Genomic DNA, 25,783 nt, shown 5'->3' with positions numbered 1-25,783 from the left:
CGGTCGCTCGCGTTCGCCCCTCGGTACCTGGCTAGGCGCCCGCGGCCGTGCCCTCGCCGTCGACGTGCACCATGACGAGCGCGACGTCGTCCTGGGAGCCGAGCGGCACGAGCTCCGCGAGGAGCGCGTCGAGCAGCTGGTCCGGCGCGACGTCGCCGAGCGCCTCGACGCGGCCCGGCAGCTCGTCGAGCACGTCCCGCAGGGACCGGTCCCGGCGCTCGACGAGCCCGTCGGTGTAGAGCAGGAGCGTGTCGCCCGGGTCGAGCGACGTCTCGTGCTCGGCGCGCGGGCCGCCGAGCCCGACGCCGAGCATCGGTGACGGGCGTGCCGTGAGCAGGTGGGCGGTCCCGTCCGCGCGACGCACGACGGGCGGCACGTGCCCGGCGCTCGCCCAGCGCACCGTGCGCCTCCCCGTCGAGCCGGGGGTGCCGACGCGCGCGACGGCGACGGTCGACAGCGCCTGCAGCCCGAGACCCTCCGCGGTGCGCTCGGCGGCGTCGAGCGCCTCGGCAGGACCGGCGTCCGTCGCGAACGCGACCGAGCGCAGCACCCCGCGCAGGTGGCCCATGTGAGCCGCGGCGGCGACGTCGTGCCCGGTGACGTCGCCGACCACGACCGTCGTCTCGCCGTCGGGGTGCACGAACGCGTCGTACCAGTCCCCGCCGACGTGGACCTCCGGCACCGCCGGGCGGTACCGCACGTCGATCGTCAGACCGGGGATGCGCGGGGGAGGCGTGAGCACGGAGTCCTGGAGGGCGAGCGACGCGCTGCGCTCGCGCGTGATGACGTCCGCGTACCGGTCGACGGACGACCCGAGCAGCAGAGCCTGGTCGACGACCGAGAGCGCGGTGGCGTCGGCGGGGCCGGTGGTGCGCCCCACGTCCGGGATCGCGACCCCGCCGGCCAGCACGACCGATGTCACGTCCTCCGCGCGGTGCACGACGGCCGTGACCCGGCCCGCGGCGTCGAGCACCGGGAGGTTCGTCGTGAGCCACCAGCGTTCGACCCACCCGCCGGCAGTCCCGCGCAGGTCGTACCGGTGCGGGCCGATCATCTCGATCTGCCCCGTGCGCGCGACCCGCTCGAGCGACAGCACGACCCGGTCGACGGCGCCCTGGTCCGGTCCCTGGGCCGGGAAGACGTCGAGGTAGTGGCGCCCGACGACGGCGCTCGCGGGCGCGTCGATCGTCCGCAGGAGCGACTCGTTCGCGTCGAGGATCGTGAGGTCCGGCGCGAGGACCGCCTTGGGGGCCGTGAGGACCGAGAAGACGGCGTGATAGTCGACGGGGCCGGCGGTCCCGTCCGGCTCCGGCGGCGTGCGGACGGCACCCCCCTGGCTTCCTGCCACACTCCGAGCCTGCCTCAATCCTGGGGGTTCGCAGGTCGAGCGAAGGTCCCGAAGGTTCCCGACGGACGGCCGGAGGTGCCGGTGCGGCCGCGCTAGCCGACGGCGGTGACCGGGGACGCGAGCGGCGTGCCCGACCCGTCGCGGCGCTGGTCGACCGGCGGCAGGTCGACCGACTGCCCGCCGGACCCCGTGGCCCGTGCCGGCCCCTGGCCGACCCACGCGAGGATGAGCGCGTCCTCGCCCTTGAGGAACCGGTGCGCGCGGACGCCGCCGGTCCCGCGGCCCTTGCCGGGGTAGAGCTCGTAGGGCGTCACCTTGCCGGCGCCGGTCTGGGTCCCGGGGAGCGCGTCGGACGACCCCGCGACGGTGACGACGACGCCGAGGTCGCGCACGTCGGCCGGGACGACGCCGAAGAACGCGACCCGCTGGCCGTCGGCGAGCCGGATGCCGGCCATGCCACCGGCCGGACGGCCCTGCGGCCGGACCGCGGACGCGTCGAAGTGCAGCAGGGACGCGTCGCTGGAGACGAACACGAGCTCGTCGGCGTCCGTCGCGGGCGCCGCGCCCACGACGGTGTCGCCGTCCTTGAGCCCCATGACCTCCCACTCGTCGCGGTTGCCCGGGACGTCGCCCGGGGTGACGCGCTTGACGACGCCCTGCGCGGTGCCGAGCGCGAGCGGGGGAGCGTCGGGGTCGAGCGACGCGATGGTCACCGCGTCCTCGCCCGGCTCGAGCGCGACGACCTCGCTGAGCGGGACGCCGCCGGACAGGCTCGGCGCGTTGTCCGTCGGCGGGAGCGCGGGCAGGTCGAGCACGGAGACGCGCAGCATGCGGCCCCGGCTCGTGACGAGGCCGACCTCGCCGCGCGCGGTCGTGCGGACCGCGGCGCGCAGCACGTCGTGCGCGGCGCGCGGTCCCGAGCGCGCGGGCTCCGTCTCGTCGCTCGTGCGGGCGAGCAGCCCGGTCGCGGAGAACAGCGCCCAGCACGTGGTGTCGGCGACCTCGAGCGGGACGGCCGAGGTCGTCGTCGGTGCCGCGCCCGCGGACTCCAGCAGGATCGTGCGGCGCGGGGTGCCGTACGTCTTGGCGACGTCCGCCATCTCGCCCGACACCACGGCGCGCAGCCGCGCGTCGCTGCCGAGGATCTCCTGGAGCTCCTCGATCTCGCGGCGCAGCGTCTCCTGCTCCTTCTCGAGCTCGATGCGCGAGAACTTGGTGAGGCGGCGCAGCTGGAGCTCGAGGATGTACTCCGCCTGCGGCTCCGACAGGTCGAACACCGTCTGCAGGCGGCCGCGGGCGGTCGCCGTGTCGTCGGACGACCGGATCACCTGGATGACCTCGTCGATGTCGACGATCGCGACGAGCAGGCCGTCCACGAGGTGCAGCCGCTCGGAGCGCTTGCGCAGCCGGTACGCGGAACGACGGCGCACCACGTCGATGCGGTGGTCGACCCACACCGACAGCATCTCCCGCAGGCCGAGCGTGCGCGGCTGGCCGTCGACGAGCGCGACGTTGTTCATGCCGAACGAGTCCTCGAGCGGCGTGAACTTGTAGAGCTGTTCGAGCACCGCCTCGGGGTTGAAGCCCGTCTTCACCTCGACGACGATGCGCAGCCCGTGCTCGCGGTCCGTGAGGTCGGTCGCGGCCGTGATCCCCTGGATCTTCTTCGTCTTGACGCCCTCGGCGATCTTCTCGATCACCTTCTCCGGGCCGACGAGGTAGGGCAGCTCGGTGATGACGATGCCCTTGCGGCGCGGCGTGAGGCTCTCGACGCGCGCGGTGGCGCGCGTGCGGAACGTCCCGCGGCCCGTGCGGTAGGCGTCCCGGACGCCGTCGAGGCCGACGATCTTGCCGCCCGTGGGCAGGTCCGGGCCGGGCACGAACCGCATGAGCGACTCGAGGTCGGCGTCCGGGTGCGCGACGAGGTGGCGCGCCGCCGCGACGACCTCGACGAGGTTGTGGGGCGCCATGTTGGTGGCCATGCCGACCGCGATGCCCGACGCGCCGTTGACGAGCAGGTTGGGGATCGCCGCGGGCAGGACCTCGGGCTGCTGGAGCTTGTTGTCGTAGTTCGGCACGAAGTCGACGACGTCCTCGTCGAGCCCGGCCGTCATCGCGAGCGACGGCGGCGCGAGGCGCGCCTCGGTGTACCGGGACGCGGCGGGGCCGTCGTCGAGCGTGCCGAAGTTGCCGTGCCCGTCGACCAGCGGCAGCCGCAGCGAGAAGTCCTGGGAGAGGCGCACGAGCGCGTCGTAGATCGCGGCGTCGCCGTGCGGGTGCAGCTTGCCCATGACCTCGCCGACGACGCGCGCCGACTTCACGTGGGCGCGGTCGGGGCGCAGCCCCATGTCGGCCATCATGTAGAGGATGCGGCGCTGGACGGGCTTGAGGCCGTCCCGCGCGTCGGGCAGGGCGCGCGAGTAGATGACGGAGTAGGCGTACTCGAGGAACGACGTCTCCATCTCCGCCTGGACGTCGACGTCGACGATCTTCTCGTTCACCTCGGCCGGGTCGATCGAGGGGGTCGAGGACTTGCGCGCCATGGGCCTGCGGGCTCCTGCCGTTCGGTGCGCCGCGGTGGCGCGGGGTCTGTGCCGTCGTGGCCGGCGCTGTGCCGGCCGGGGTGCTGCGGTTGCGTGCCGCACGCGAGGGTACGCCACGGGTCCGACACGCGGTGCCACGGCGCCTGCCGCGGCGCGGTGCGGGGTTCCGTCCCGCGACGCCTGCCGGGACCATTGTCCTCCCGCCTCGGGCCGGGGTGGCGCAGGCGCACCGCGCGCGCGACCGCATAGCCTGGGGGCGTGAACGACGGCGCGCCGGGGCGGGGCCCGGACCGGTACCCGGTGGAGTGGGAGGCCGACGTCGTGCTGCGCGACGGGACCACCACCCACGTGCGGCCCATCCGCCCCGAGGACGCCGACGCGCTCCAGCGCTTCCACGTCGGCCAGTCCGAGCGCTCCACGTACCTGCGGTTCTTCGCGCCCATGGAGCGGCTGTCCGAGCGCGACCTCGAGCGCTTCACGCGCGTCGACCACGTGGACCGCGTCGCGCTCGTCGCCGTGCGACCGCGCGACAGCGCCCCCGGGGACGGCGGCGAGGACATCATCGGCGTCGCGCGGTTCGACCGCACCGGACCGGCCGAGGCGGAGGTCGCCTTCAACATCGCCGACTCCGCGCAGGGGCGGGGCCTGGGCTCCGTGCTGCTGGAGCACGTCGCCGCGGCGGCGCGCGAGCGTGGCGTGCGCCGCTTCACCGCCGAGGTGCTGCCGCAGAACGGCAAGATGCTCGCCGTGTTCCGCGAGGCCGGGTACGACGTGCGCCAGCAGATGGACGACGGCTTCGTCCAGGTCAGCGTCGACCTCGACCCCACGGAACGGTCCCGGGCCGTCATGGCGGACCGCGAGCACCGCGCGGAGGCCCGGAGCATGCAGGGGCTGCTGGGCGCCACGAGCGTCGTGCTCGTCGGTCCCGACGCCCCGCTCGACGCGGGCGCGGAGCACGACGGCGAGGCCCTCGACCGCCTGCTGGCGCAGCGCGCGCTCGCCGCGCTCGACCGCAGCGCCGTGACGGTCCACGTCGTGGGTGCCGCGCGCGCGCCGGGGGAGGGGCGGTCGCACGCATCCCTCGCCGACGTGCCCGGCCCCGTCGACCTCGCCGTCGTCGCGCTGCCGCCGCCCGCGGCGATCGACGCGGTCCGCCGGCTCGCGCGCCTCGAGGTGCGAGGCGTCGTCGTGCTGTCGGCCGGCTTCGCCGAGACCGGGCCGGACGGGCTCGCGCTGCAGCGCGAGCTCCTGCGCGTCGCGCACACGGCGGGCCTGCGCGTCGTCGGGCCCGCGAGCTACGGGCTGCTGCGCACGGGCGACGCACCCGACCGTCCGGCGCTCGCCGCGACCCTCGCCCACGACCTGCCGGCCCCCGGCGTGGTGGGCCTGTTCAGCCAGTCCGCGCCCATGGCCGTGACCCTCCTCGCGACGACGGCGCGGCGTGGCCTGGGCGTGTCGTCGTTCCTGTCCGCCGGGCACCGCGCGGACGTCTCCGGCAACGACCTCATGCAGTACTGGCAGGACGACGCCGCGACCCAGGTCGTGTGCCTCTACCTCGAGTCCATCGGCAACCCGCGCAAGTTCTCGCGGATCGCGCGCCGCCTCGCGTCGGTCAAGCCCGTCGTCGTGGTCACGGCCGGGCGCTCGGGGCACGTCGTGCCGCCGGGGCACGCGGTCCGCTCGACGCGCGCGCCGCGGCGGACGCTCGAGGAGATGCTCCGGCAGTCCGGCGTCATCCGTGCCGAGAACACGCACCACATGATCGACATCGCCCAGCTCCTCGCGCACCAGCCGCTCCCCGCCGGGCGTCGCGTCGGCATCCTCGCGAGCTCCGCGTCGCTCGCCGCGCTCGTCGCCGAGGCGTCCGCGTCGGCGGGCCTCGTCGTCGCGCGCTCGGACTTCCTGCCCGAGGACGCGTCCGCGGACGAGCTCGCCGCCACGGTCGACGCGCTCTACGCGCCCGACGCGTGCGACGTCGTCGTGGTGGTGCAGGTCCCCGTCGTCGGGCCCCGGCGCACCGACGTCTCGCGCGCCGTCGCGGACGCGGCCGCGCGCACGGGCCGCACGACCGTGGCGAGCATGCTCGGCCTGCACGGCCTCACCGACGAGCTCTCGGCGCCCGCCCCCGCGGCGGAGGACGGGACCGGGACCGCCCTCGTGCGTGTCCCCGCCTACTCGACGCCGGAGGACGCCGTCGCCGCGCTCGGCGCCGTCGTGCGCTACGCGCGCTGGCGCGAGGCCGACCACGGCACGCCCGTGCGCCCGGCCGGCGTCGACCCGGTGCGGGCGCGCGCGCTCGTCGAGGGCGCGCTCGCCGGCCAGGACGCCGTCGACCTCGACCCGACGACGACGGCGGAGCTGCTCGCGTGCTACGGCGTGCGGGTCTGGCCCGCGCGCCGGGTGCGCAGCGCCGACGAGGCGGTCGAGGCCGCGCGCGAGGTCGGCTGGCCCGTGGCGCTGAAGAGCACCGCGGCAGGCCTGCGGCACCGCGCCGACCTCGGGGGCGTGCGGCTGGACATCGCGGACGAGACCGAGCTGCGCACGGACTTCGCGCAGATGCGCGAGGCGCTCGCGGCGGTGCTGCCGGGCGCCGCGGACGAGCCGTTCGAGGTCCAGGCGATGGCCGACGCGGGCGTCGCGTGCGTGGTCCGCTCGACCGAGGACCAGCTCTTCGGGCCCGTCGTCTCGTTCGGGCTCGCGGGCGACGCCGTCGACCTCCTCGGCGACGTCGCCTACGGCGTGCCGCCCCTGACCGACGTCGACGTCGCGGCCATGGTCCGCTCGGTGCGCGCCGCGCCGCGCCTCTTCGGCTACATGGGCACGCACGTGGTCGCGACGGCCGCGCTCGAGGACGTCCTGGCGCGCGTGTCCGTGCTCGCGGACGACCTGCCCGAGGTCCGCAGCCTCGAGCTGTACCCCGTCGTCGTCTCGGAGCACGGGGCCGCGGTCCTCAGCGCGCGCGTCACGCTCGCCGACGCGCAGCGCGCCGACGCGCTCCGGCGGGCCCTGCCGGGCTGACGGGCCGATCCCTGCCCGCCCAGGACCCGACGGCGGGTGGCCCCGGCCCGGCGCCGGATGGGACAATGCGCGGGTGCCCTCTGCTACCTCCAACGCCTGGACCGACCTGACGACCCAGCTCCACCGCGCCGGCTACTACCCGGAGCTCGTCGCGGACGTCCTCGACCTCGCGGTCGCGGGGGAGGAGATCGTCTCGCACCTCGTGCTCCCCGAGACGACGTTCGACGCGACCGAGGTGCGCCGCCACCTCACGGTGCTCGTCCTCACGCCCACGCGGCTCGTCACGGCGCACGTCGACGACCACCCGGCGGACAGCGAGAACCCGTCGGCCTCCGCCGCCGCCACGACCGAGGCGGTGCCCCTGTCCGAGGTGCGGTCGGTCTCGCTCACGCACGTCGTGGCGGAGCCGCACGAGCACCGTGCGGGCACCGCGCCCCTCGAGGTCACGCTCGCGCTCGGCTGGGGCGCGGTCTCGCGCGTCGACCTCGAGCCCGCCGGCTGCCCCGACCCCGCGTGCGACGCCGACCACGGGCTCACCGGCCAGATCACGCCTGACGACGTCGTCGTCCGGGTGAGCGCCGAGGCGGAGGGCCGGGACGCCGTGCGGGCCGCGGTGGACTTCGCGCGGGCCCTGTCGCGCTCGACGACGCGGCACAGCGCCCGGTGAGCGAGGCACCCGCGGACGCGCCGGCCCCGGTCGCCGCCCCGGCGCTCCCTCCTGGTCTGCTCGCGCCCGAGTACGGGACGGGCGGCCTCGCGGCGGTCCTGCCCGCCGCCGCGGGCGCGCTGGGCGTGAGCCTGACGACGGCCACGGGGCTCGCGAGCGGGGCCGCGCGCAGCGCCCTCGACCTCCCGCGCGCCGAGCGCGTGTGCGTCGTGCTCGTCGACGGTCTCGGCCACCTCAACCTCGCCGAGCGCGCGGGTCACGCGCCGTTCCTGCGCTCGCTCCTGCCCGACGCGCGGCCCCTCACCTCGACGTTCCCCAGCACGACCGCCGCCGCGATCGGCGCGTTCGGCACGGGCACCGCGCCGGGCCGCACGGGCATGCTCGGGTACACGCAGCGCAACCCGGTGACGCGCGGCCTCGCCAACATGGTGTCGTGGGAGGGCGCTCCCGCGCCCGCCGAGCTCCAGCGCGAGGAGCCGGTGCTCGCGCGCCTGGCCGGGGCGGGTGTGGCGGTGACGTCGACCGGCCCGGCCCGGTTCGCCGGGTCGGGCATGACGGTCGCCGCGCTGCGCGGTGGCACGTACGCGTCTGCCGAGCCGCTGTCGGGGCGTGTCGACGCGGCCGTCCGCGCGCTGTCCCGGCCCGGGCTCGTCTACCTCTACTGGGGCGAGGTGGACAAGGCGGGCCACCACCACGGCAGCACGTCGTGGCAGTGGGGCGACGAGCTCGAGGCGCTCGACCGCGAGCTCGCGCGCCTCGTGCGGTCCGTGCCGCGGGGCACCCTCGTCCTCGTCACCGCGGACCACGGCATGGTCGACGTCGACCCGGCGCTGCGCCGCGACGTCGCGACCGACCCCGCGCTCTCACGCGGCGTCGAGCTCGTCGGCGGCGAGCCGCGCGCCGTCCACGTGTACACCGAGCCCGGCCAGTCGGCGGCCGTCGCCGCGCGCTGGCGCGACGTCCTGGGCGACGACGCGCTCGTGCTGGAGCGGGAGGAGGTGCTGGCGCGGGGCTTCCTCGGGCCCGCCCCCCGCCCCGAGGCCGTCGCCGCCGCCGGCGACGTCATGGTCGCGCTGCGAGGGCGGGCGACCGTCGTCGACTCGCGCACCCAGACGCCCGCGTCGCTCACGCTCCTGGGCGTGCACGGCTCGCTCACCGAGCGCGAGATGCGCGTGCCGCTGCTCGTCGCGGCCACCTGACCCGACCGCGCCCCGTCGTCCCGGAGCCACCGGCGCGACCGCACCGACCGACCTCGCGGAGGACCGCCGATGGCAGAGCTCGTCTTCTTCTCCGGGACCATGGACTGCGGCAAGTCCACCCTGGCGCTCCAGCTCGACCACAACCATGCCGCGCGGGGCCGGCGCGGGCTGATCTTCTCGCGCGACGACCGCGCCGGGACCGACCGGCTCTCCTCGCGCCTCGGTCTCGAGGTCGTCGCGCGCGAGGTCCACGACCACACCGACTTCTGGTCGCTCGTCACAGCCGAGCCGGAGCCCGTGGACTACCTCGTGTGCGACGAGGCGCAGTTCTACTCCCCGGCGCAGGTCGAGCAGCTCGCGCGTCTCGTCGACGAGACGGAGATCGACGTCTTCGCGTTCGGCATCACGGCCGACTTCCGCACGCGCCTGTTCCCGGGGTCCGCGCGCCTCATCGAGCTCGCGGACCGTGTCGAGGTCCTGCAGGTCGAGTCGCTGTGCTGGTGCGGTCGGCGCGCCACGCACAACGCGCGCACGGTGGACGGACGCATGGTGGTGGAGGGCGACCAGGTCGTCGTCGGGGACGTCCGGGCCGGCTCGGGGGAGATCGGCTACGAGGTGCTGTGCCGCCGCCACCACATGCGGCGCATGACGACGGCGGTCGCGCGCCGGCACGCGACGGAGGACGGGCTGCCGCTCGACCTGCCGCGCTGACGCGACGCGGTCGTCACTCGGGGCGGGCCCCGAAGACGATCTCGTCCCAGCTCGGGACCTTCGCGCGCGACCGGTTCTTCCCCTTGCGGGCCTCGCGCGCGGCCTGGGGCCGCGCGACGCTCGCGGAGCCGTCGGCGTCGGCGTCGGCCGGCGACGGCCCGTCGTCGGCCGTGCCCGCCTGCCCGGGCGCGTCGGTCTCCGGGCGCGCGGGCTCGTCGTGACCGTCCGCGGACGCGTCGGCGACGACGGGGCTCTGCTGGGGTCGGATCGTCGGCAGGTGCACCACGGTCGCACCCGCGGGCAGACCGCCGGAGAAGCCGCCCTCGGGCTCGTCCTGCGCACGGCTCCCCGGGGCGAGCGGCCCGAATCCCTCGAACGGCTCCTGCCCCACGGTGTCGCCCGCGGGCGTCGGGTCCTTGCGCGGGCGCACGCCGCGCCGCTGGCTCAGGTCGTCGAGCAGCTCGGCCGTCCCGTCGTCGGCGGGCGGCGCGGACCGCAGTCCGCGGGCGCTGCGCGCGGTCGCGTCCACGTCGAACACCGCGACGGCCCCGGGGGCCGGGTCGCGCGGGGCGTCCGTCCCGGAGAGCCAGCGCGCCTCGTCGTCGAGCGCCTGCAGCGCGCGCGTCGCCGGGTCATAGGTCCAGCGGGCGGTGCGCTCCCCGGTCCCGGCCTCGAACGTCGCCGTCACGACCCACGGCGAGCCGTGCTCGCGCGCGGCGCTCCACGCGACCGCGGCGGGGTCGACGTCGCGCGCGGCGAGCCGCTGCGCGACGAGCTCGCCCACCGTCGGGGAGTCCTCGTCGTGCCCCGGGCGCAGCCCGCGCACGCGCTCGACGACGTACTCCTGCTCGGCGACGACCGGACCGGCGAACCGGCGCACGTGCTCGACGCCGAGCCCCGCGGCCTCGGCGACCGCCTCCACGGAGTCCCCGGCGCGCAGGCGGGCCTGGATCTCCCGCGGGGCGAGGTTGCGCTCGCCCTCCGCGCGCAGGTGCTCCAGGTGCGGGCGGTCGCGCCGTACGGCCGCGCGCAGCGCCTCGGTGATGGGCAGCACGAACTGCGCGCCACCCGTCGCGCGCAGGACGAGGTGCTCCCCGTCCTCGTGCAGTCTCACCAGCTCCAGCTCGTCCATGGACCCTCCCGTGTCGCCGCGCCCGGTGGCGCTCGCGGTGCTGCTCGTGTGCTGCTCGTGTGCCGCCCGTGTGCCGCTCGTGGTGCCGTCCCGGTCGCCCGGGGCCCGGCCGCGTGCCGGACCGCCGTGCGCCGTGGACCGCGACACCCGCGCCACCGCTCCCTCGAGGGTGCCATCGTCCCATCCCCGAGCCGCGCAGCACGCGCGGTGCGCCGCCCATTCGCACCGGTCCCACCCGGCCCCGGCCCGGCCCCAGCGGGCCGCGGCTGGGATGATGCGGAGGTGATCCTCGACCTCGTCCCCGGCGACGCCCTCGAGCTCGCCGGCGTGTTCTTCGCGGCGCTCTCCGGCGGGCTCGCCGCGGTGCGCAAGCGGTTCGACCTCGTCGGCGTCCTCGTGCTCGCCTGGGCCGCCGGCCTGGGCGGCGGGCTCCTGCGCGACGTCCTCATCGGGGCGATCCCGCCCGTCGGGATCTCCGACTGGCGGCTCGTGGCGGTCGCAGCCCTCGCCGGCGTCGTCACGTTCTTCTGGCACCCGCGGCTCGAGCAGCTGCGGCGCAGCATCATCGTGCTCGACGCCGGCGCCCTCGCCCTCTTCGTGCTGTCCGGCACCATGAAGGCGCTCGAGTACGGCGTCGGCCCGCTCGCGGCGGTCTTCGCCGGGGTGCTGACCGGGGTGGGGGGCGGCATCCTGCGGGACCTGCTGACCAACGAGGTGCCGCTGCTGTTCCAGGACAAGCAGCTGTACGCCATCCCGGCGCTCGCGGGCGCCGCGCTCACGGCGGCGCTCGCCGAGGCGGGCATGCTCGGCCCGTTCTCGCAGGCGGCGGTGCTCGCGCTCGTGTTCGGCTTCCGCCTCGTCTCGCTCCGCCTCGGCTGGTCCGCGCCCGGCCCGTGGGAGGGTCGCCGGGCACGCCGCGGGTCGGGCAGGATGTGAGCCGTGCGCCTCTTCATCGACGACCCCCGGCAGCCCGACGACGTCACCGTGGCCGACCTGCGCGACCTGGCCGAGCGCCTCGCGCGCGAGGCCGGCGAGCTGGTCCGCTCCGGCCGCCCCGACCGCGTCGAGGTGGCCGCGACGAAGTCGACCGCGACCGACGTCGTGACGCGGATGGATGCCGACTCCGAGGCGCTGCTGCGCCGCGGCATCGCGGCCGCCCGCCCCGACGACGCGATCCTCGGCGAGGAGGAGGGCGCCTCGGCCGGGACGTCCGGAGTCACCTGGGTGATCGACCCCGTCGACGGGACCGTGAACTACCTCTACGGCGTCGCGTCGTACGCGGTGTCGGTCGCCGCGGTGGTCGGTCCGCCCGACCCGCTGGAGTGGACCGTGCTCGCCGGGGCGGTGCACTCGGTCGTCGACGACCGCACGTGGACGGCGGGGCTGGGCGCCGGCGCGACGCTCGACGGCCGCCCCGTGCACGTCAACGCCGAGACCGACCTCGGCCAGTGCCTCGTCGGCACCGGCTTCGGGTACGACGCCGACCGCCGTCGCGCGCAGGCCCGCGTGCTGCTCGACGTGCTGCCGCAGGTCCGCGACATCCGTCGGCTCGGCTCGGCTGCGATCGACCTGTGCCTCGTCGCCACGGGCGAGCTCGACCTCTACTACGAGCGCGGCCTCAACCCGTGGGACATGGCCGCGGGAGCGCTCGTCGCGCACGAGGCCGGGGCGCGCGTGACGGGCCTGCGGGGCCGGGCCGCGGACCGCGAGATGACGGTCGCGGGACCGCCCGAGGCGGTCGCGCGCCTGGTCCGGATCCTCGAGGACGCGGGCGCCGACTCCGACTCCTGAGGCGGCACCGCGCACCCGTGACCAACGACACCCGGTCGCGTGCCGCGACACAGGGTGCATCCCTCAGGGAAATGGTGCAGAATCCGGGGGCCCACCGGGAACAATTCCGGTGCGCCGCGCATTGATGAGCGTGCAGTGCCACGAACCCCCTCGGGGCACGTCACGTCACGGGGTGCCCCCGCACCCCGCACCCGTGCCGCCCGGCACGACCGGCCGTCGCCGGTGGTCCGGACGCGCACAGTCGCGATCGACGATATTCCGGAGAGTGACCCCACAGATGGCAACAGACTACGACGCCCCCCGCAAGAGTGAAGAGGAGCTCAGCGAGGACTCGCTCCAGGAGCTCCAGGCTCGTCGCTCCGACAAGAGCTCGGGCGTCGTTGACGAGGACGAGACCGAGGCGGCCGAAGGCTTCGAGCTGCCCGGTGCCGACCTGTCCGGCGAGGAGCTCTCCGTCCGGGTCCTTCCTCGTCAGGCGGACGAGTTCACGTGCGCGAGCTGTTTCCTCGTGCACCACCGCAGCCAGCTCGCCTACGAGAAGAACGGCCAGCAGATCTGCTCGGAGTGCGCTGCCTGACCCGCCGCGCACCACGGCCGACGGCCGCCGCCCCCTCCCCGGGGCGGCGGCCGTCGGCGTTCGCGGGCCTGCGCTCAGGCGGCGTGCGCGGCGCGGACCGCGTCGGCCAGGTTCTGCGGGTGCCGGGTCGAGACGAGCCAGTACGGCGTCGGGTCCTGCGGGTCCTCGAGCACCACGTGGACCCCGGTGCGCGCCCAGGCGCGCAGGCACACGTACGCGCGCGCGTCGAGGCGGGGGCCGAGCTGGACGCGCATCGCGTCGGCGTCGAGGGTCGTCACCTGGCCGAGCAGGGACGCCGGGACGTGGGCCCGCCCCGCCCGGAGCTCGCCGTCGGCGACCTCGACGACCGGCGACGTCCACCACAGCGCGACGACGCCCGCGACGGCGGCCAGGCCGCCGACGCCGAGCGCGATGGCGTGGCTCGCCGGCCACAGGGCGATCCCGAGGACGAGGGCGAAGCCGAGCGCCGCGGCCCAGCCGCCCACGCCCGGGACGAGGCGCTCGCGGTACGAGGCCGTGCTCGCGGCGCCGGAGGTCCCGGCGGGTCCGCGGGTCGGGGACGGGGTGCTGCGGTCGGCGGCGTCGGTCATGGGTCCATCATCCCAGCACCTCGTACCGTGGCCGACGTGCTCGCGGCGCTCCGCGCGCACTAGGCTCTGCGGGTGCCGAACCACCAGCAGCCCTCGACCGGCGACGTCGACGTCCTCATCACGCTCCTCGACGACGTCCCCCTGCCCGCCTACGCCCACCCGGGCGACGCGGGCGCGGACCTCGTGACGACCGTCGACGTCGAGCTGGCGCCGGGGGAGCGGGCCGTGGTCCCGACGGGTGTGTCGATCGCGCTGCCCGACGGCTACGCGGCGTTCGTGCACCCGCGCTCGGGTCTCGCGGCGAAGCACGGGCTCACGGTCGTCAACGCGCCGGGGACCGTGGACGCCGGGTACCGCGGCGAGATCAAGGTGACGCTGCTCAACACCGACGTGCGCGAGCCCGTCGTCCTGCGGCGCGGGGACCGGGTCGCCCAGCTCGTCGTCCAGAAGGTCGAGCGGGCGCGGTTCGTGCAGGCCGAGCGCCTGCCCGGGTCGCACCGCGGCGAGGGCGGGTTCGGGTCGAGCGGCGGGTGGACGCCCGTACCCTGACCGGCGCACCCCGACCGCCGCTGCGCGGGCTAGTGTGGAATCAGTGCGGGACGAGCGTCCCGTGAGGAGACCCGGCCGAGTGCCGGGCAGGTGAAGGAGTTCGTCCGTGGGTCTGTTCCGTCGCTCCAGGTCGTCCGAGCCGGCCGAGTCGTCCGAGCCGTCGGGCACGACGTCCGAGCAGGCCGGCGACGGCGCGCCCGCCCCGGAGACGGCCGCCGAGGCCCCCGCGCGCGGCCCCTACGACTCCTCCCAGGTGCCCGAGCGCGGCCCGCGCCTCGACCTCGGCGCGGTGTGGCTCCCCGGCGTGCCGGGCATGGAGCTGCGCATGGAGGTCGACAAGAAGACGCAGCGCATCACGGGCGTGGCGTGCGCGGTCGGCGGCTCCGGGCTCCAGGTGCAGGCGTTCGCCGCACCGCGCACCGAGGGCATCTGGGACGAGATCCGCGGCGAGATCGCGGCGTCCGTCACCAAGCAGGGCGGCACGGTCGACGACCTGCCCGGCCCGTTCGGGCGCGAGCTGCTCGCGCGCATCCCCGCGCAGACGCCGGACGGCCGCCCGGGCGTCCGGCCCGCGCGCTTCGTGGGGGTCGACGGCCCGCGCTGGTTCCTGCGCGGCGTGCTCACGGGCAAGGCGGCGGTCGACCCGGCCGAGGCGCGCCTGCTGGAGTCGGTGTTCGCCAACATCGTCGTCGTGCGCGACCAGAACCCGCGCCCGCCGCGCGACCTGCTCACCCTGCACCTGCCGGGCAAGGGCCCCGACGCCGCCGCGGCCCCGACCCCGGCCGGCGCCCCCGAGACGCCGTCGTTCGACCCGCTGACCCGTGGGCCGGAGATCACGGAGATCCGCTGACATGGTCCCCACCCTGCGTGACGCCTGGCGCACCGCGCTCGCCTCCCAGGAGGAGCTCGCGGCCGACGAGGAGCGCACCGAGGCGGCCCGGCAGAAGGGCTGCCGTGCCGTGGCCGAGCTGCCCAACCGCCGCCGCGCGAAGATCTCCGGCGTCCTGCGGTCCGTCGTGCTCCGCCCGCGCGAGGGCGTGCCGACCGTCGAGGTCGAGCTCTTCGACGGGTCCGGGGTCGTCGACCTCGTCTGGCTCGGGCGCCGCCGGATCGCGGGCATCGAGCCCGGGCGCCGTGCGCTCGTCGAGGGCCTCGTGTGCGACGTCGACGGTCGCCGCACCATCTTCAACCCGCGCTACGAGCTGCTGGCCAAGCCGGGGGAGTGACCGCGCGGCCGTCGTGCACGGCCGTGCCGTACGATCCTGCGCACCCGACCCGGCCGCGCCGGCCCTCCCGCCGGCGCCGCCCACCCGAGCCCCCGAGGACGCCACGACATGACGAGCAGCAGCGACGCGACCGGCGGCCCCGCGGGCGGGCGCCCCGACCCGGAGCGCGCTCCCGTGGCGCACGACGCCGAGGTGGTGGAGACGGTGGTCGACGACGTCGCGGCGCCCGAGGACGGCCGCGCTCGCGGCGTGCGCGCGCTCGCGGGCGAGGACTTCTCGGTGGCCGACGCGATCGGCGGCGTGCGCGGGCTCGTGGAGTCCGTCGCGCCGGGGCTGGTGTTCGTCGTCGTCTACGTCGCGACGACGAACCTGCGCTGGGCGCTCGTGACGTCCGTGGCGGCGGCCCTCGTGGCCGTCGCGGCGCGCCTCGTCCAGCGCACGCCCGTGACGCAGGCGTTCGGCGGTCTCCTGGGCGTGGGCATCGGCGTCCTGTGGGCGTGGCGCTCGGGGGAGGCGCAGGACTACTTCGCGTGGGGCCTGTGGACCAACGCCGCGTACCTCGTCGCGCTCCTCGTGTCCGTCGTGGTCCGCTGGCCGCTCGTCGGGCTCGTCGTCGAGGGCTTCCGCAGCGGCTTCGGCGTGGGGACGGCGTCGGGCGGCGCGGCCGCGGCCGACGGTGACCCGCGCGCGAGCGCGGACGCTCCCGCGGAGCAGCCCGCCGAGCGGGCCGCCGGGGGCGCGGGAGAGCCCGGCGCGTTCGCGCGCTGGGCGCGGGCGTGGCGGTCGGACCGCGCGCTCGTGCGCCGCTACACCGCCGCGACGTGGCTGTGGATCGGGCTCTTCGGGGCGCGTCTCGCGGTCCAGGTGCCGCTGTACCTCGACGGCGACGTCGGCTGGCTCGGTACCGCGCGCCTCGTCATGGGGATCCCGCTGTGGGCCCTCGTGCTGTGGCTCACGTGGATCCTGGTGCGCCGCCCGGCGACCGCCGGTCCGCGGCCCGCGGCATAGCCGCGGGGCGCGCGCGGCGCGCCCTCAGAGCAGGTCGCCGCCGAGCTCGGGAGGCTCGACGGGCGCGTCCGGCGCCGTCGGGCCGTCCTCGGCCTCCCCGGCGAGCAGCCGGGCCAGCGCGCCCTCGTCCGCCTCGTTCCCCGTGACGAGCAGGAGCTCGTCCCCGACCTCGAGCGTGTCGTCGGCGCTCGGCGCGATCGGGCGCGTGCCGCGCACGATCGCGGCGAGCACGGTGTCCGCCGGCCAGCGCACCTCGCCGACCCGGTGACCGAGGAGCGGCGACGACGGCGGCAGCGTCACCTCGAGGATGTCGGCGCCCGACTGGTGGAACGTGAAGATGCGCACGAGGTCGCCCACGGCGACGGCCTCCTCGACCATCGCCGTCATGATGCGCGGTGTGGACACCGCGACGTCGACGCCCCACGACTCGTCGAACATCCACTCGTTCTTCGGGTTGTTGACGCGCGCGACCGTGCGCGGCACGCCGAACTCGGTCTTGGCGAGGAGCGACACGACGAGGTTCACCTTGTCGTCGCCCGTCGCGGCCACGATGACGTCGCACTCGTCGACCTTCGCCTCGGCGAGCGACGACAGCTCGCACGCGTCGGCGAGGAGCCAGTCGGCCTCCGCGACCTGCGCCACGCGCATCGCCGCGGGCTGCTTGTCGACGAGCATGACCTCGTGGTCGTGGCTGAGGAGCTCGCGGGCGATCGAGCGGCCGACGGAGCCCGCTCCGGCGATGACGACGCGCATCACTCGGCCTCGACCTTCGGTGCGTGGGTGAGCCGGCGTTCGACGACGGCGGCCCGCTCGTCGTCCATGAGCACGTGCAGCACGTCGTTCTCCTGCAGGACGGTGCGGTCGGTGACGAGGACGCCGTCGCCGAAGCGGCTGACGAACGCGACGCGCGCCTCGGTCGCGTCCTCGATGGCGCGGACGGTGCGGCCGATCCAGCCGGGGTGGAAGTCGACCTGGGCGAGCCGCACGCGCCCGGACGGGTCGCGGTACTCGTCGGTCGCACCGAACGGGAGCATGCGGCGCAGCACCTGGTCCGAGGTCCAGCGCACGGTCGCCACGGTCGGGATGCCGAGCCGCTGGTAGATCTCGGCGCGCTGCGGGTCGTAGATGCGGGCGACGACCTTCTCGACGCCGAACGTCTCGCGGACCACGCGCGCGGACAGGATGTTCGAGTTGTCGCCGTCCGAGACGGCGGCGAACGCGTAGGCGTCCTCGATGCCGGCCTGCACGAGCGTGTCGCGGTCGAATCCGACGCCGGTCACCTTCTTGCCCGTGAACTCCGCGGGCAGGCGCCGGAACGCGTCGGGGTTCTGGTCGACGACGGCGACCGAGTGGCCGCTCGACTCGAGGGACTGGGCGAGCGTCGCACCGACGCGCCCGCAGCCCATGATCACGAAGTGCACGCACCGAACGCTACCGCCCGCGGAGCCCGTGGGCGCGCACCAGCGCGACCGGGCGCCGTCGGGCATAGCATGTGTCCTCGTGTCGGAGATCGCTGATGCCGCGAAGCGGCTGCTGCTCGGGCGGCCTGTCCGTTCCGAGCACCTGGGGCACACGCTGCTCCCCAAGCGCGTCGCGCTGCCCGTCTTCGCGTCCGACGCGCTCTCGTCCGTCGCGTACGCCCCGGACGAGATCCTCCTGACGCTCGCCCTCGCCGGTCTCAGCGCGACGATGATCTCGCCGTGGGTCGGCCTCGCGGTCGTGGTCGTGCTGCTGACGGTCGTCGCGTCCTACCGCCAGAACGTGCGCGCGTACCCGTCGGGCGGCGGCGACTACGAGGTCGCGACGGTCAACCTCGGCCCCACGGCGGGCGTCGGCGTCGCGTCGGCCCTCATGGTCGACTACGTGCTCACGGTCGCGGTCTCGATCTCCTCGGGCGCGCAGTACGCCGCGAGCGCGATCCCCGCGCTGCGAGACCACGAGGCGGCGTTCGCGATCGGGCTCGTCGTGGTGCTCACGCTCGTCAACCTGCGCGGGGTGAAGGAGTCCGGCACCTTCTTCGCGATCCCCGTCTACCTCTTCATGCTCGCGATCGGCACGACGGCGGTCGTCGGCTTCTTCCAGTACGTCACCGGCAACCTCGGCCCGGCCGAGAGCGCGGAGTTCGAGCTCACCGCGGAGAGCGGGTTCGACCAGGGGCTCATGGGCATCGCGGGCGCCTTCCTCGTGGCGCGTGCGTTCGCGTCCGGGTGCGCCGCCCTCACGGGCGTCGAGGCCATCAGCAACGGCGTCCCCGCGTTCCGCAAGCCCAAGTCGCGCAACGCCGCCACGACGCTCGCCCTGCTGGGCGGCATCTCGGCGGCGATGATGCTCTCGATCCTCTTCCTCGCCCGCGCGACGGGCGTGCACTACGCGGAGGACCCGCACGCGCAGCTCTCGCTCGACGGCGAGCCGCTCCCGGTCGACTACGTGCAGCACCCCGTGATCGGGCAGCTCGCGGAGACGGTGTTCAGCGGCGCCCCGATCCTGTTCTACGTCGTGTCGGCCGTGACAGGGCTCATCCTCGTGCTGGCGGCCAACACCGCGTTCAACGGGTTCCCGGTGCTCGGCTCGATCCTCGCCAAGGACGGCTACCTCCCGCGTCAGCTCCACACGCGCGGCGACCGCCTCGCGTTCTCGAACGGGATCATCACGCTCGCGGTCGCGGCGATCGTGCTCATCTGGGCCTTCGACGCCGAGGTGACGCGCCTGATCCAGCTCTACATCGTGGGCGTGTTCGTCTCCTTCACGCTGTCCCAGCTGGGCATGGTGCGGCACTGGACCCGCGCGCTGCGCACCGAGCACCAGCCGCGCGAGCGGTCCCGCATGCGCCGCTCGCGCGTCGTGAACACCGTGGGCCTCGGCATGACCGGCACGGTGCTCGTCATCGTGCTCCTCACGAAGTTCACGCACGGCGCGTGGATCGCGATCCTGGCGATGGCGATCGTCTTCGTGCTCATGAAGTCGATCCGCAAGCACTACGACACGGTGCGCGACGAGCTCGCGCTCGGCGACGACGCCGCAGCCGCCCGCGCGCTGCCGAGCCGCGTGCACGCGATCGTGCTCGTCTCGAAGATCCACCGCCCGACGATGCGCGCGCTCGCGTACGCGCGGGCCTCGCGGCCGTCGGTCCTGGAGGCCGTCACCGTCGGCGTGGACGCCGAGGACGTGGAGGACCTGATGCGGCAGTGGGAGGCGCTCGACCTCCCGGTGCCGCTGCGCGTGCTGGACTCGCCGTTCCGCGAGATCACGCGGCCCGTGCTGTCGTACGTGCGGTCCGTGCGTCGTGAGTCCCCGCGTGACCTGGTGGTCGTGTACATCCCGGAGTACGTCGTCGGGCACTGGTGGGAGCAGCTGCTGCACAACCAGAGCGCGCTGCGCCTCAAGGGCCGCCTCCTCTTCACGCCGGGTGTCGTCGTGGCGTCGGTGCCGTGGCAGCTCTCCTCGACGGAGGGGCAGACGGGGCTCGAGGGCGAGGGCTTCCGCCAGCGCTTCACGGGCTACTGATCCCGCCGGCACGGCGTGCGCGGACGGCCCGGCCCCGACTCGGGGCCGGGCCGTCGTGCGCCCGGACCGGGACGGGCGACCGCGCTCGGGACGCGGACGGGGGAGCGTCCGGGATACTGGGGGCATGCCGTCCTCCTCGCGTGGTCCCGCCGTGCCCTCCGACCGTCCGTCCGACCCCGCCGTGGGACGTCCCGAGCGCGCGCCGCGACGCGGTGGCCGACGCCAGGGGCGCCAGAACCGGCAGTCGCCGCGCACGCTCCCTCGACCTGAGGTCGAGGTCGAGCTCGAGGTCGGTCCCGTCGCGCACGGCGGCCACTGCGTGGCCCGCCACGAGGGCCGGGTCGTCTTCGTGCGGCACGCGCTGCCGGGGGAGCGTGTGCGCGCCCGCGTCACCGAGGGCGGCGACGCGGCCAAGTTCTGGCGTGCCGACGCGGTCGAGGTGCTCGAGGCGTCGCCCGACCGGGTGCCGTCCGTCTGGCCCGAGGCGGGCCCGGGCGGCGTGGGCGGCGGTGAGCTCGCGCACGTCGCCCTGGGTGCGCAGCGGCGGTGGAAGCGCGACGTCCTGGCGGAGCAGCTGCGCCGGCTCGCACGCCTCGATCTCGACGAGCTTCACCCTCAGGTAGAGGTCGAGGGTCTGCCGGGCGACGACGATCGCGGTGGCCTCGGGTACCGCACGCGCGTCGACCTGGTGGCCGACGGCGGGGGCCGCGCCGGCATGCACCGCTTCCGCTCGCACACCGTCCTCCCGCTCGACGCCATGCCGCTCGCGAGCGAGGACGTCGCCGACCTCGCGGCGCACGAGAAGGTCTTCACCCGCACGTGGCGCCCGGGCACGCGGATCGAGCTCGTCGCACCCGTCGGGTCCGCGCCGGTCCTGCTCGTCGACGGCGAGCCCTGGCGCGGGGGGCCCGACCACCGGCCCAACGCGCGGCGCAGCGTCACCGAGCGGGTCGTGCTCGGCGACCGGGAGCACACGTACCGGGTCGCCGCCGACGGGTTCTGGCAGGTCCACCGGGAGGCACCCGCGACGCTGGCGGCGGCCGTCCTGGAGGGGGTCGGCGACGTCGGCGGGGCGCGGGTGCTCGACCTCTACTCGGGGGCCGGGCTGTTCACGTCACCGCTCGCCGCGGCCGTGGGCGACGACGGCACGGTCCTCGCCGTCGAGGGCGACGAGCGCGCCGTGCGCGACGCCCGGCGCAACGCGCACGGGCTCGACCGGGTCGAGCTGCGGCACGGGCCGGTCGAGCAGGTGCTCGCGCAGGACGGGAGCGGGGCGGACGTCGTCGTGCTCGACCCGCCCCGCGTCGGCGCCGGGCGTGCCGTCGTCGAGGCCGTGGCGGCCCGGCAGCCCTCGCGCGTCGTCTACGTCGCGTGCGACCCGGCCGCGCTCGCCCGTGACGTGTCGTACCTCGCGGAGCACGGCTACGGGCTCACGTCGCTGCGCGCGTTCGACCTCTTCCCCATGACGCACCACCTCGAGGCGGTCGCCGTCCTCACGCGCTGACCGCGCTGACCGCGCTGACCGCGCTGACCGCGCTGATCGTGCGTGGGCGGGGGCGTGGACGCGGTCCGGGCGGCGGAGGGCGCATGATGAGGGGAGAGCCCTGCGACGACGGGACGGTGGTGTGCGCATGACGGGCACGACGGGGACAGGGGCCCGGGCGGACGTCCCGGCGGCGAGCGACGACAGGACCGCCGGTGACCCGGACGACGTCCGGGACGTCGTCGGCGTGGGCGTCCTGATGCCGAACGGGCGGCTCGCGGGCCGGACCTTCGCGTCGCGCGCCGAGGCGGAGGCGTGGGCGCGGCCCGACGAGGGGGAGGAGGTCGTCGAGCTCAACGTCCTGTGCGACTGCGACCTCTGACCCGTCGCCGACCCCATATATCTTGACGTCAAGATATGTGGGGTATGCTGGTTGCGGTGCAGGTCGCAGCGGGTCGTGGACGAGCCGCCGGCCACCGCCCCGACCGTCCTCCGGGACGCGGCCGGAGCGGCGCACCGGCCCGGCGTAGTCTGGGCGAAGCCCCCTGAACCATGGCATCCGTGCCACCGTCTCGCCACGAAGGAGCTACGAGTGAGCAGCGTCGACACGTTCGGGTCGAAGGGAACGCTGGAGGTCGGTGAGAACTCGTACGAGATCTTCCGCCTCTCCGCCGTCGAGGGTGTCGAGCGCCTCCCGTACAGCCTGAAGATCCTCGCCGAGAACCTCCTGCGCACGGAGGACGGCGCCAACATCACCGCGGACCACGTCCGCGCGCTCGCGTCCTGGGACCCGGCCGCGCAGCCGGACACCGAGATCCAGTTCACGCCGGCGCGCGTGATCATGCAGGACTTCACCGGTGTGCCGTGCGTCGTGGACCTCGCGACGATGCGCGAGGCCGTCGCGGAGCTCGGCGGCGACCCGTCGCGCATCAACCCGCTGGCGCCGGCCGAGATGGTCATCGACCACTCGGTCCAGATCGACGTCGCGGGCCGCTCGGACGCGTTCGAGCGCAACGTCGAGTTCGAGTACCAGCGCAACCACGAGCGCTACCAGTTCCTGCGCTGGGGCCAGACGGCCTTCGACGACTTCAAGGTCGTCCCCCCGGGTACCGGCATCGTGCACCAGGTCAACATCGAGTACCTCGCGCGCACCGTCATGACCCGTGAGGTCGGCGGCGTGCTGCGCGCCTACCCGGACACGTGCGTCGGCACCGACTCGCACACGACGATGGTCAACGGCCTCGGCGTGCTCGGCTGGGGCGTCGGCGGCATCGAGGCCGAGGCGGCCATGCTCGGCCAGCCCGTCTCGATGCTCATCCCGCGCGTCGTGGGCTTCAAGCTCAACGGCTCCATCCCGGCGGGCGTGACCGCGACCGACGTCGTGCTCACCATCACCCAGATGCTGCGCCAGCACGGCGTCGTCGGGAAGTTCGTCGAGTTCTACGGCGCGGGCGTGGCCCAGGTGCCGCTCGCGAACCGCGCGACCATCGGCAACATGAGCCCCGAGTTCGGCTCGACCGCCGCGATCTTCCCGATCGACGGCGTGACGATCGACTACCTGCGCCTCACGGGCCGCAGCGACGAGCAGCTCGCGCTCGTCGAGGCGTACGCCAAGGAGCAGGGCCTGTGGCTCGACCCGGAGGCGGACGGCTACGTCGAGCCCGTCTTCTCCGAGTACCTCGAGCTCGACCTCTCGACGGTCGTCCCCTCGATCGCCGGCCCGAAGCGCCCGCAGGACCGCATCGAGCTCGGCGAGGCGAAGGAGTCGTTCGCGTCCGCGATCCTCGACTACGTCGACGCCCAGGAGGCTGCGCCGTTCACGGGTCTCGACGAGTCGGTCGAGGAGACGTTCCCGGCGTCCGACCCCATCGCCGCCGCCGCGCACGACGACCCGTCCGACCAGCCGGTCGCGCCGAGCCACGCCGACAGCGCGAAGCGCCCGCACAAGGTCGTCCCGGTCACGCTCGAGGACGGCACGACGACCGAGCTCGACCACGGGCACGTCGTCATCGCGTCGATCACGTCGTGCACCAACACGTCGAACCCGTCGGTCATGCTCGCGGCGGCCCTGCTCGCGAAGAAGGCGGTCGACCGCGGCCTCGCGTCGAAGCCCTGGGTCAAGACGTCGATGGCGCCCGGCTCGCAGGTCGTGACGAACTACTACGAGAAGGCCGGCCTGTGGCCGTACCTCGAGAAGCTCGGCTTCCACCTGGTCGGCTACGGCTGCGCCACGTGCATCGGCAACTCGGGCCCGCTGGCCGACGAGATCTCGGCGACGGTCAACGAGCACGACCTCTCGGTCGTCTCGGTCCTCTCGGGCAACCGCAACTTCGAGGGTCGCATCAACCCTGACGTGAAGATGAACTACCTCGCGTCGCCGCCCCTCGTCATCGCCTACGCGCTGGCCGGCACGATGGACTTCGACTTCGAGCGCGAGCCCCTCGGCACGGACCCGCACGGCGAGCCGGTCTTCCTCCAGGACATCTGGCCCTCCCCGGAGGAGGTCCAGGCGACGATCGACGCGTCGATCGACCGCGACATGTTCACGAAGGACTACGCGGACGTCTTCTCGGGTGACGACCGCTGGCGCGCGCTCGAGACGCCCGAGGGCGACACGTTCGCGTGGGACGCCGAGTCGACCTACGTGCGCAAGCCCCCGTACTTCGAGGGCATGGGCATGGAGCCGTCGCCCGTCACCGACATCTCCGGCGCGCGCGTGCTCGCGAAGCTCGGCGACTCCGTGACGACCGACCACATCAGCCCTGCCGGCGCCATCAAGGTGGACTCGCCGGCCGGCAAGTACCTCGCGGAGCACGGCGTCGCGCGCCGCGACTTCAACTCCTACGGCTCGCGCCGCGGGAACCACGAGGTCATGATCCGTGGCACGTTCGCGAACATCCGCCTGCGCAACCAGCTCCTCGACAACGTCGAGGGCGGCTACACCTTCAACTTCGTGAAGGACGCGCAGGACACGATCTACGACGCCGCGCAGGACTACGCCGCGCAGGGCACCCCGCTCGTCATCCTCGGTGGCAAGGAGTACGGCTCCGGCTCGTCGCGCGACTGGGCGGCCAAGGGCACCGCGCTCCTGGGCGTCAAGGCCGTCATCACGGAGAGCTTCGAGCGCATCCACCGCTCGAACCTCATCGGCATGGGTGTCCTCCCGCTGCAGTTCCCGGCGGGCGAGAACGCCGAGTCGCTCGGTCTCGCGGGCACGGAGACCTTCGACATCGAGGGCATCACCGCGCTCAACGACGGCACCACGCCGTCGACGGTCAAGGTCACCGCCACGAAGCCCGACGGCACGAGCGTCGAGTTCGACGCCGTCGTGCGCATCGACACCCCGGGCGAGGCGGACTACTACCGCAACGGCGGCATCCTGCAGTACGTGCTGCGCTCGCTCGTCAGCGCCTGACGACGACGCGACCTCGACGGCGCGCCCACCCCGGCCGGGGTGGGCGCGCCGTCGCCGTCCTCGGGCAGGTCGCGCGGAGGGCCGGTGTCGGGGGCGCGGCGTAGCGTCGGCCGTATGACACAGCGGTCGTGGTCGGTCCTGGGCGTCCCGTCGAGCGCGGCGGCCCACGGCCCCGGTCTCGAGAGGGCGCCGTCGGCGCTGCGCGCGGCCGGTCTCGTGGACGCGCTGCGGGGGCGCGGGCTCGCGGTCGTCGACCAGGGCGACGTCGAGCCGGCCCGCTGGCGTGCGCACCACGAGCCCGGGCGCCTGAACGACGTCGAGCGCGTCGCCGCGGGCGTCGGTCGCGTCCGCGACGCGGTGGGGAGCGAGCTCCGAGCAGGTCGTGTGCCGCTCGTGCTCGGCGGCGAGTGCACCGTGACGCTCGGTGTCGTCGCCGCGGCGGTGGACGTGCACGACGACGTCGGCCTCGTCTACGTCGACGGCGGTCAGGACCTCTTCACGGTCGCGTCGCACCCCGAGGAGCCGATCGCCGACGCGACGGGCGTCGCGCACCTGCTCGAGCTCCCGGGCGCGAGCCCGGAGCTGGCCGCCGTCGGGGCGCGGCGGCCGCTCCTGGACGCGCGGCGGCTCGCGTTCCTCGGCTTCTCCGACGCCGAGGAGGACGACGACGGCCGCGTCGTCGCGACCCGCGTCCCCGCCGCCGAGGTGTCCGCGGGCCCGGAGGCGGCGGCACGCCGCGCCGTGGACGGCGTGGGCAGCGGGCCGTTCGTCCTCCACGTGGACGTGGACGTCCTCGACTTCTTCGCGCTGCCCGCCGCGGACGTGCCCGTCTTCGGACGCGGGCTCGTCCCCGCCGAGCTGGAGCGCGTCGTGCGGGAGGTCGTCTCGGACCCGGACCTCGTCGCGGTGACCCTGGTGGAGTTCAACCCGGACCACGGCGGGGCGGCGACGGCCCGCGCGCTCGTCGACCTGGTCACCCGGGCGCTCGCACCCGGCTGAGGCGCGCGCTGCGCACCCCGACG

At 75.1% G+C, this 25,783-nt stretch carries 22 protein-coding genes; 16 read left to right on the top strand and 6 right to left on the bottom strand.

Going from position 1 to position 25,783, the window contains the following annotated elements:
- Positions 1 to 31 precede the first annotated feature (31 nt).
- Positions 32 to 1,348, bottom strand: coding sequence for a PP2C family protein-serine/threonine phosphatase (locus ABIE39_RS04435; RefSeq protein WP_354050591.1), 1,317 nt, complete (start codon positions 1,346 to 1,348; stop codon positions 32 to 34).
- 92 nt (positions 1,349 to 1,440) lie between these two features.
- On the bottom strand, positions 1,441 to 3,891 hold the full coding sequence (locus ABIE39_RS04430; RefSeq protein WP_175008652.1) for a DNA topoisomerase (ATP-hydrolyzing): 2,451 nt from the start codon (positions 3,889 to 3,891) through the stop codon (positions 1,441 to 1,443).
- Positions 3,892 to 4,149: 258 nt separating this feature from the next.
- Between ABIE39_RS04430 and ABIE39_RS04425 the strand changes: the two genes are divergently transcribed.
- The 4 genes from ABIE39_RS04425 (at position 4,150) to ABIE39_RS04410 (ending at position 9,486) form a co-directional block, all read left to right on the top strand.
- Positions 4,150 to 6,909, top strand: a complete 2,760-nt coding sequence (locus ABIE39_RS04425) for a bifunctional acetate--CoA ligase family protein/GNAT family N-acetyltransferase (RefSeq protein WP_209829114.1) — start codon at positions 4,150 to 4,152, stop codon at positions 6,907 to 6,909.
- Between the two features lie 73 nt (positions 6,910 to 6,982).
- Positions 6,983 to 7,576 carry a DUF5998 family protein gene (locus ABIE39_RS04420; RefSeq protein ID WP_074806042.1) on the top strand — a complete coding sequence of 198 codons (594 nt, stop codon included), beginning with the start codon at positions 6,983 to 6,985 and terminating at the stop codon, positions 7,574 to 7,576.
- A complete protein-coding gene (locus ABIE39_RS04415; RefSeq protein ID WP_354050589.1) occupies positions 7,573 to 8,775 on the top strand; it encodes an alkaline phosphatase family protein in 1,203 nt (400 codons plus the stop codon). The genes ABIE39_RS04420 and ABIE39_RS04415 overlap by 4 nt, the downstream gene beginning before the upstream one ends.
- Before the next feature lie 69 nt (positions 8,776 to 8,844).
- Positions 8,845 to 9,486 (top strand): thymidine kinase, encoded by a 642-nt coding sequence (locus ABIE39_RS04410; RefSeq protein WP_175008649.1) that lies wholly within the window; start codon positions 8,845 to 8,847, stop codon positions 9,484 to 9,486.
- A gap of 13 nt (positions 9,487 to 9,499) precedes the next feature.
- On the opposite strand, the gene sepH is transcribed toward ABIE39_RS04410, so the two are convergent.
- Positions 9,500 to 10,618, bottom strand: a complete 1,119-nt coding sequence (gene sepH, locus ABIE39_RS04405; RefSeq protein ID WP_354050587.1) for a septation protein SepH — start codon at positions 10,616 to 10,618, stop codon at positions 9,500 to 9,502.
- 282 nt (positions 10,619 to 10,900) lie between these two features.
- On the opposite strand from sepH, the gene ABIE39_RS04400 reads away from it, so the two are divergent.
- The 3 genes from ABIE39_RS04400 to ABIE39_RS04390 all read left to right on the top strand — a co-directional run bounded on the left by ABIE39_RS04400 (position 10,901) and on the right by ABIE39_RS04390 (position 12,986).
- Positions 10,901 to 11,554 carry a trimeric intracellular cation channel family protein gene (locus tag ABIE39_RS04400; RefSeq protein ID WP_074806054.1) on the top strand — a complete coding sequence of 218 codons (654 nt, stop codon included), beginning with the start codon at positions 10,901 to 10,903 and terminating at the stop codon, positions 11,552 to 11,554.
- Between the two features lie 3 nt (positions 11,555 to 11,557).
- Positions 11,558 to 12,409, top strand: a complete 852-nt coding sequence (locus tag ABIE39_RS04395; protein ID WP_255181129.1) for an inositol monophosphatase family protein — start codon at positions 11,558 to 11,560, stop codon at positions 12,407 to 12,409.
- A gap of 277 nt (positions 12,410 to 12,686) precedes the next feature.
- A complete protein-coding gene (locus tag ABIE39_RS04390; RefSeq protein ID WP_021483601.1) occupies positions 12,687 to 12,986 on the top strand; it encodes a DUF4193 domain-containing protein in 300 nt (99 codons plus the stop codon).
- Between the two features lie 74 nt (positions 12,987 to 13,060).
- Here ABIE39_RS04390 and ABIE39_RS04385 read toward each other — a convergent pair whose 3' ends face one another.
- A complete protein-coding gene (locus ABIE39_RS04385; RefSeq protein ID WP_175008646.1) occupies positions 13,061 to 13,576 on the bottom strand; it encodes a DUF3093 family protein in 516 nt (171 codons plus the stop codon).
- Positions 13,577 to 13,648: 72 nt separating this feature from the next.
- Here ABIE39_RS04385 and dut point away from each other — a divergent pair, with 72 nt between their 5' ends.
- From dut to ABIE39_RS04365, 4 genes are all read left to right on the top strand, one after another.
- Entirely contained in the window at positions 13,649 to 14,125 is a 477-nt protein-coding gene (gene dut, locus ABIE39_RS04380) for a dUTP diphosphatase (RefSeq protein WP_354050584.1), read from the top strand.
- Between the two features lie 106 nt (positions 14,126 to 14,231).
- Complete coding sequence (locus tag ABIE39_RS04375; RefSeq protein ID WP_354050582.1) at positions 14,232 to 14,975, top strand: DUF3710 domain-containing protein; 744 nt, start codon at positions 14,232 to 14,234, stop codon at positions 14,973 to 14,975.
- Between the two features lies 1 nt (position 14,976).
- The gene (locus ABIE39_RS04370; protein ID WP_034652381.1) at positions 14,977 to 15,351 is read left to right on the top strand and encodes an OB-fold nucleic acid binding domain-containing protein; all 375 of its coding nucleotides are present in this window, start codon (positions 14,977 to 14,979) and stop codon (positions 15,349 to 15,351) included.
- Between the two features lie 108 nt (positions 15,352 to 15,459).
- Positions 15,460 to 16,359, top strand: coding sequence for a DUF3159 domain-containing protein (locus ABIE39_RS04365; RefSeq protein WP_175008643.1), 900 nt, complete (start codon positions 15,460 to 15,462; stop codon positions 16,357 to 16,359).
- A 24-nt stretch (positions 16,360 to 16,383) separates the two neighbouring features.
- Here the strand turns inward: ABIE39_RS04365 and ABIE39_RS04360 are convergent, their stop codons facing one another.
- On the bottom strand, positions 16,384 to 17,112 hold the full coding sequence (locus ABIE39_RS04360) for a potassium channel family protein (RefSeq protein ID WP_074807155.1): 729 nt from the start codon (positions 17,110 to 17,112) through the stop codon (positions 16,384 to 16,386).
- Complete coding sequence (locus ABIE39_RS04355) at positions 17,112 to 17,765, bottom strand: potassium channel family protein (RefSeq protein WP_074807158.1); 654 nt, start codon at positions 17,763 to 17,765, stop codon at positions 17,112 to 17,114. The genes ABIE39_RS04360 and ABIE39_RS04355 overlap by 1 nt, the downstream gene beginning before the upstream one ends.
- Before the next feature lie 94 nt (positions 17,766 to 17,859).
- On the opposite strand from ABIE39_RS04355, the gene ABIE39_RS04350 reads away from it, so the two are divergent.
- From ABIE39_RS04350 to ABIE39_RS04330, 5 genes are all read left to right on the top strand, one after another.
- Complete coding sequence (locus ABIE39_RS04350) at positions 17,860 to 19,863, top strand: amino acid permease (protein ID WP_175008642.1); 2,004 nt, start codon at positions 17,860 to 17,862, stop codon at positions 19,861 to 19,863.
- Between the two features lie 124 nt (positions 19,864 to 19,987).
- Complete coding sequence (locus ABIE39_RS04345) at positions 19,988 to 21,367, top strand: class I SAM-dependent RNA methyltransferase (protein ID WP_209829117.1); 1,380 nt, start codon at positions 19,988 to 19,990, stop codon at positions 21,365 to 21,367.
- 127 nt (positions 21,368 to 21,494) lie between these two features.
- Positions 21,495 to 21,728 carry a hypothetical protein gene (locus ABIE39_RS04340; RefSeq protein ID WP_209829267.1) on the top strand — a complete coding sequence of 78 codons (234 nt, stop codon included), beginning with the start codon at positions 21,495 to 21,497 and terminating at the stop codon, positions 21,726 to 21,728.
- A gap of 210 nt (positions 21,729 to 21,938) precedes the next feature.
- On the top strand, positions 21,939 to 24,761 hold the full coding sequence (locus tag ABIE39_RS04335) for an aconitate hydratase AcnA (RefSeq protein WP_175008639.1): 2,823 nt from the start codon (positions 21,939 to 21,941) through the stop codon (positions 24,759 to 24,761).
- Between the two features lie 114 nt (positions 24,762 to 24,875).
- A complete protein-coding gene (locus tag ABIE39_RS04330) occupies positions 24,876 to 25,760 on the top strand; it encodes an arginase family protein (RefSeq protein WP_209829119.1) in 885 nt (294 codons plus the stop codon).
- The last annotated feature ends 23 nt before the right edge of the window (positions 25,761 to 25,783 follow it).

The sequence above is a fragment of the Cellulosimicrobium sp. 4261 genome (assembly GCF_040546915.1).
Classification (GTDB): domain Bacteria; phylum Actinomycetota; class Actinomycetes; order Actinomycetales; family Cellulomonadaceae; genus Cellulosimicrobium; species Cellulosimicrobium cinnabarinum.
This window is presented reverse-complemented; position numbering and strand designations above follow the sequence as displayed.